The organism is Trebonia sp., from assembly GCF_030042015.1.
Taxonomy (GTDB): Bacteria; Actinomycetota; Actinomycetes; order Streptosporangiales; family Streptosporangiaceae; genus Trebonia.
The window spans coordinates 1-4,807 of record NZ_JASIAL010000049.1 but is presented as its reverse complement, the minus strand read 5'-3'; the positions used below and the strand labels follow the sequence as shown (position 1 = coordinate 4,807).

Sequence of the window (4,807 nt, the reverse complement as noted above, 5' to 3'; positions counted from 1 at the left end):
CCGGCGGCGGCACGGCGGGCGGCCCGGGCCGGGTCGCGGACGAGCAGGCGCGGGTCGTCGGCGCGGACCGCGCCGGCGCCGACGAGGATCGCGTCGCAGGCGGCGCGCAGCTCGTCGACCTCGTCCAGGTCGGCGGGGCCGGACAGGATCAGCCGGCTCGCCGACGCGTCGTCGAGGCAGCCGTCGACGGAGACGGCACAGCTGAGCAGCGTGTACGGGCGGCACGGCACGGAGGGCACTCTACCGGCCGGCGGGCGGTGGTTTACTGGCTGCATGTCTAGTGGTCACGCGGTATCGCCCGCGGCGCCGTCGTGGGGCCGGGGGCGCGACACCTTCGAGTCGGTGAACCCGGCGACGGGCGAGGTGCTTGCCACGTTCGCCGTGGACGGGCAGCGCGAGATCGCGATCGCGGTCCGGCGGGCCCGCGGCGCGGCCGCGTGGTGGGCCGGGCTCGGCTGGCAGGACAGGCAGCTGCGGCTGCTCGCCTGGAAGTCCCACATCACCAGGTACATGGGACGGCTGGCGCAGCTGGTGCGTGACGAGACGGGCAAGCCACTCGACGACGCCAGGCTCGAGATCGTCACCGCGATCCTCCACCTGGACTGGGCCGCCAAGCACGCCCACGCGGTGCTGCGGCCGCGGCGCGTGCCCAGCGGGCTGATGATGGTCAACCAGGCGGCGTCCGTGGAGTACCAGCCGCTCGGGGTGGTCGCGGTCATCGGGCCGTGGAACTACCCGGTGTACACCCCGATGGGATCGATCAGCTACGCGCTCGCGGCCGGCAACGCCGTGGTGTTCAAGCCGAGCGAGCTGACCACGGGGACCGGGCAGTGGCTGGTGCAGTCGTTCACCGAGGTGCTCAGCGAGGTGTTCGGCGACAGCGAGCCGGTGCTGCAGCTCGTGACCGGGCTCGGCGCGACCGGGGCCGAGCTGGCCAAGGCCGGTGTCAGCAAGATCGCCTTCACCGGCTCGGCCGCCACCGCCCGCAAGGTGCTTGCCGCGGCCGCGGAGACGATGACGCCGGTGCTCGCCGAGTGCGGCGGGAAGGACGCCCTGCTCGTCGCCGCGGACGCGGACCTGGACGCGGCGGCCGACGCCGCCGCGTGGGGGGCGATGTCCAACGCCGGGCAGACCTGCGTGGGCGTCGAGCGGGTCTACGTGGCCGACGCGGTCTACCACACGTTCCTTGAGAAGCTCAACGACCGGATCGGCAAGCTGCGCCCTGGCGACGACGAGGGCGCGTCCTACGGCCCGATGACGCTGCCCGGGCAGGTCGAGGTCGTGGAACGCCACCTGGCCGACGCCATGGCCCGCGGCGGCAGGCCGGTGTACGGGGGGCTCGACTCGGTGCGGCCCCCGTACGTGCACCCCGTCGTGCTCGTGGACGTGCCCGCCGACAGCGCGGCGATTCGCGAGGAGACGTTCGGGCCGGTCGTGGCCGTGACGCCGGTGCCGTCGCTCGCCGACGGCGTGCGGCTGGCGAACGCGTCGCCGTACGCGCTCGGGTCCGCCGTGTTCACCAAGCGGCGGCGGACCGGCCTGCGCGCGGCGCGCGCGCTGCGGGCGGGGATGACGTCGGTGAACTCGGTGATCGCGTTCGCGGCGGTGCCGTCGCTGCCGTTCGGCGGGTCGGGGGAGTCCGGGTTCGGGCGCACCCATGGCGCCGACGGGCTGCGCGAGTTCTCCAGGGTCAAGTCGATCACCCGGCAGCGGATGCGCCCGGTCGTGCGCACCACGACGTTCCGGCGCGACGCGCGCGACACCGAGCGCATCGTGAAGCTGGTCACGGTCCTGCACGGGCGGCTGTACAAGCCGAAGCAGCGCCGTCGGCGCCCTTAGCCGCTCGCCCCGCTCGGCGCTCGCCGCCCGCCGCTCGGCGCTCGCCCTAGCTCGCCAGCGCCGGGCTGGGGTTGGCCTCGGCCGGATCGAGCGGCGCGAGCGGCGCACGGCCGGTGATCAGGTCGGCGGCCCGCTCGGCGATCGCGATCACGGGGGCGTTCGTGTTGCCGCGCGGCAAGGTGGGCATCACGGACGCGTCCACGACCCGGAGCCCGTCAACGCCGCGCACCCGCAGCAGGGGGTCGACGACGCCGACGGGCGCCTTGCGGCTCGCCGCGGCGCCGGGGCCGCCGGAACCGCCGGAACCGCGGGCGTCGCCGGGGTCGCGGGCGTCGCCGCCCATGGCGCAGGTGCCTGCCGGGTGGTAGGTGCTCACCAGCGCCCGCCGGATGTAGTCCCGGATCTCGTGGTCGGTGTGCACGCCGTCGCCCGGCGCCAGTTCCTCGGCGCAGATCTTCGACAACGGAGCGGCGGTCCCGTAGTCGCGGGCCATCCGCACGCCGATGGCGAGCGCGGACAGGTCGCGAACCTCGGACAGGTAGCCGGGGTCGATCAGCGGCCGGTGCCGCGGGTCGCGCGAGGCCAGCGTCAGCTTCCCGCGGCTGGCCACGTCGACCAGCGTGACGAGGACCGTCATCGCCCGCCGCGCCGCGTCGGTCAGCCCCTGCTCCTTGAACGCGGCGGGCAGCACGTGCCACTGCAGGTCCGGGGCGGGCAGCCGCGGGTCGCTGCGGGCGAACCCGCCGGCCTCGGCGATGTTGGACGTGAGCGGGCCACGGTGGCTGAGCCGCCAGCGCGCGAACCCCGCGTTGCCGGTGCTCTCCCACAGGCCCTTGACGGCCGGGGTCGACCACAGCACAGGCACCGACGGGTGGTCCATGAGGTTCGCGCCGACGGCGGGGTTGTCGGCGATCACGTAGATGCCGTGCTCGCGCAGGTCGTCGGCGGGCCCGATGCCCGACAGCATGAGCAGCTGGGGGCTGCCGATCGCGCCCGCCGTGAGGACGACCTCGGCCTCGGCACGAGCCGTTTCCTCGCGCCCGCCGCGCCGGTAGGTGACCCCTGCGGCGCGGCCCCCTTCGATGACCAGGCCGGTGGCGAGGGCATCGGTGATGATCGTGAGGTTTTCCGGCCTGCGCGCCAGGTAGGCGTCCGCCGCGCTGCACCGGCGCCCATCGCGCTGGGTGACCTGATAGAAGCCGACCCCGTCCTGCACCGGCCCGTTGAAGTCGTCGTTTTCCAGGGCACCGCGCCGGCTGGCGGCCGTGATGAACAGCCGGCCGTGTTCGGACTTGTAGCGCAGGTCCTGAACGGCGAGTGGCCCCTCCGTTCCGTGATAGGCGCTCGCCCCGCGGGCGTTGTCCTCGGCGCGCAGGAAGTACGGGAGCAGGTCACGGTATCCCCACCCGGTGCAGCCGAACTCGTCGCGCCACGCGTCGTAGTCCAGCCGGCTGCCCCGGATGTAGATCATCGCGTTCAGCGCTGAGCTGCCGCCGAGCACCCGGCCGCGCGGCCAGTAGACCGGCCGGCCGTCGGCGCGCTCCTGCGGGAGCGTGACGTAGTTCCAGTCGTACCTGCTGCGGAAAAGGCGGACGTACGCGGCGGGGACGCGGATCTCCGCGACGTCCGCGTGCGGGCCGGCCTCGAGCAGTAGCACCCTGGTGCCGGGATTCTCGGCGAGCCTCGCGGCGAGTACGCAGCCCGCGCTTCCGCCGCCCACGATCACGTAGTCGAACACCACCTAGCCCACCTTGCCCGCGTCGCCTCGGCGTTCCCGCGCTCGCTGCCGTTCGCCGCCGTCCGTACGATGCGGCGCGCCGCGCCCGGATCCTGACATTTCGTGACACCTGTGGTGACACCTTACCGGGCCGCGGTGCAGCGTTCGGGGCGAGAGACCGTGACGTGACCGGGGTCCGGCGGGCCCCCGAGAACCGCCGGACCCCGGAGCTTCCGGGGTCGTTACGTAGTGTAGCTAAACGATTTCACATCTTCGCGGGAAAGTGAATACCCCAGGTCAGCGGCTCATCTTTTTTTGCTGCGACTACTTTGCGTTACTCAGGCGGCAGCGGGCGGGGCGAGTGGCGGTGGCCTGGCTTAGGCTGTGCACATGGCCAACGAGCGACGCGACAACCCGGTCGTGCTCTCCCGGATCTACACGCGCACCGGCGACGGCGGGACCACCGCGCTGGCGGACGGATCGCGGGTCGCGAAGACCGACAGCCGGCTGCAGGCGTACGCCGACACCGACGAGGCGAACTGCGCGATAGGGACGGCGCTGACGTTCGGACAGCTGCCGCCCGCCATCGGCGAACTGCTCGGCCGGATTCAGAATGAGCTGTTCGACGTCGGCGCCGACCTCGCCAACCCGGTGACCGCCGAGCCGCCGAGCCACCCGCAGCTGCGCATCGACGAGAGCTACATCACGGCGCTTGAGGAGGCCTGCGACTCCTACAACGAGGCGCTGCCCGTGCTGCGCAGCTTCGTGCTGCCCGGCGGGACGCCGGGAGCCGCGCTGCTGCACACGGCGCGTGCCGTCACCCGGCGTGCCGAGCGCAGCGCCTGGGCCGTCGTGGCGGAATACGGCCAGAGCGTGAGCGTCTGGCCGGCCAAGTACCTCAACCGGCTGTCAGACCTGCTGTTCATCCTCGCCCGCGTCGCCAACGCCGACCAGGGCGACGTGCTGTGGCGCCCGGGCGGCGACCGGTAGCTACTACGCGATGTCCTCAAGGTGCGAACCGGGCGGAGACGCCTCCAGCCAGGCGAGGAACCCGGTCAGCGCCTGCTCGGTCATCGCGAGCTCCACGTGGTCGCCGGGCGTTTCCTTCCGGCGGGCGCGCCGGTCGGCGTAGTCGCCGGGCGGCCGGGTGCAGACCTCGACGACGGTGTGCTCCGGGCCGAGCACGGTCGCCTCGGACGCCAGCGACGGACGGCGGGAGAGCACCGTGAGCTGGCGGCGGTGAAAGACCCG

Annotated in this window: 5 protein-coding genes; 2 read left to right on the top strand and 3 right to left on the bottom strand. The window is 73.3% G+C overall.

Going from position 1 to position 4,807, the window contains the following annotated elements:
* A partial coding sequence (locus Q1N79_RS02150; protein WP_300603525.1) for a dihydrofolate reductase family protein occupies positions 1-230 on the bottom strand: 230 nt, incomplete at its 3' end.
* Between the two features lie 43 nt (positions 231-273).
* Here Q1N79_RS02150 and Q1N79_RS02145 point away from each other — a divergent pair.
* Positions 274-1,839, top strand: a complete 1,566-nt coding sequence (locus Q1N79_RS02145) for an aldehyde dehydrogenase family protein (protein ID WP_300603522.1) — start codon at positions 274-276, stop codon at positions 1,837-1,839.
* A 46-nt stretch (positions 1,840-1,885) separates the two neighbouring features.
* Here the strand turns inward: Q1N79_RS02145 and Q1N79_RS02140 are convergent, their stop codons facing one another.
* Complete coding sequence (locus Q1N79_RS02140; RefSeq protein WP_300603519.1) at positions 1,886-3,580, bottom strand: GMC family oxidoreductase; 1,695 nt, start codon at positions 3,578-3,580, stop codon at positions 1,886-1,888.
* A 366-nt stretch (positions 3,581-3,946) separates the two neighbouring features.
* Between Q1N79_RS02140 and Q1N79_RS02135 the strand changes: the two genes are divergently transcribed.
* Complete coding sequence (locus Q1N79_RS02135) at positions 3,947-4,546, top strand: cob(I)yrinic acid a,c-diamide adenosyltransferase (RefSeq protein WP_300603516.1); 600 nt, start codon at positions 3,947-3,949, stop codon at positions 4,544-4,546.
* 3 nt (positions 4,547-4,549) lie between these two features.
* Here Q1N79_RS02135 and Q1N79_RS02130 read toward each other — a convergent pair.
* Positions 4,550-4,807 (bottom strand): DUF2550 family protein (locus Q1N79_RS02130; protein WP_300603514.1); only part of this gene is annotated, 258 nt, incomplete at its 5' end.